The organism is Paenibacillus sp. UASWS1643 (assembly GCF_008693195.1).
Classification (GTDB): domain Bacteria; phylum Bacillota; class Bacilli; order Paenibacillales; family Paenibacillaceae; genus Paenibacillus; species Paenibacillus amylolyticus_B.
Window position 1 is genome coordinate 1 of sequence record NZ_VXKZ01000067.1, and the last position, 1539, is coordinate 1539.

At 37.2% G+C, this 1539-nt stretch carries 1 protein-coding gene and 1 pseudogene; both read right to left on the minus strand.

Features of this window, described 5'->3' with window-relative positions:
- Positions 1–721, minus strand: a 721-nt coding sequence (locus tag FE296_RS00330; protein ID WP_190944962.1) for a hypothetical protein, incomplete at its 3' end; no start/stop codon positions are given.
- 35 nt (positions 722–756) lie between these two features.
- A pseudogene (locus tag FE296_RS32560) lies at positions 757–1539 on the minus strand (hypothetical protein); the annotation flags it as partial.

The following is a 1539-nucleotide window of genomic DNA, read 5'->3' on the forward strand; positions in this document are numbered from 1 at the left end:
CAAAATTCTGTTCATTTAACTTCCGTTTAGACTGAACATACGACTTCACTAGCTTATAGGTATCACCTTGAAACGGAAAAGTTTTATCTAACATTACTGTATCTACTGGTTTACCTACTGGCCAATTTTTATCTACATCTTCAATGTCGCTCTCTACTTTTGCAGAATACATCTCTGTACCTTCACTAGTTCGATATATCTTGGTAACTGGATAGAATCCATTCACTTTTACAGGAATATCATAGTACTGTCTGAACTTACTTGGGTCAGCCCAACTTTCAGCATTCTTTATACTCTGAAGAGTCACGAAATCCGTATTAGGTCTGGATCCGTTAATAACATGAAATATAGAGCTTAACCAAATCTGTCCACCATTGGTTATCTTCTCGAGTCCAGCAGCTTCTAAAGCATCATTCACTTGATTAACTGGCACTCGAAAATACGTAGTAACTGTTCTGTCTCCATTATCTACTTCACGATATTGGGTTATTCTCACTACACCAAACGGCCCCCCTTGCTGGGGAGCACAATTGGTTGACGTACATCTTGCATTGCGAGCTATTGTGAATCCCACCGTTTTATATCGAATGGATGTAGATGCTTGTGTAGAAGTTGTACTAAATTCAATTGAACCAGAGGGGTTAAATCGAATATCATCTGCAGCATATGCTACAGGTTTGATACTGAATACAACCAGTAATTCGATCAGTAATGAAACCATCAAAAAACATAGGACCAATCTCTTGACAAGCTTCTTCATTTCATTTCACGCAAAATTGAGTTTTTACTAAATAATGTAGTCATGCCACTAACCTTCAAATCATACGTATTTGAATTCGTGGATAACGGAATATCTGCATATCCTGCATATTTTTTTCCTTTTTTTAAGTTCCCAGCATTTACGAAACGTTCATCAAACATGATATTTTTGTATTTTATATAGGATTTAATTTCAAAACTAAATTTAGTTCGAATAAAATAAAACGATAAGTCATCCGATTCGGTCACCATAGAAGGCTCCGCTATTAAAGAACCCGTCATGATGATCTTGTTCTCCTTAACCCATTTCACATATCGTCTCATATCCGCAAGTACCACCCTAAATCCTTGATTATGATATGTAAATAATGTATTGGCCCATTCTTCATCAATTGTTCTGTAATCTACATTAAGCATTAAGTTATAGTAATTCTCCGTTGTTTGTTTCCATTGATCCATTAGAGCCTTATTGTTAAAGTTTCTATCCATCTTGGCTAGTTGGGCAGAAGTTCTATCTACAATAATATTGGGCTTCATCTCATACATTTCATTCGGATACTCTTCCAAAATAAAAGGGAATTCTTTTGCATTTTTAGGCAAATTGTTGGTTCGAATAAGCCGTCCCCACGGATCCCGCTCCGCGTTCTTCGCTTTTTCTGCATTCTTTAAAGCTACTGTATCTACTTTCAGTGTCTGTCCACTTCGCACTTTACCAATTCGGTCTACAACGGTTAACGCTTGAGCACGAGTGGTTGTACCCTCGGGATCAAGCTTTCCGTT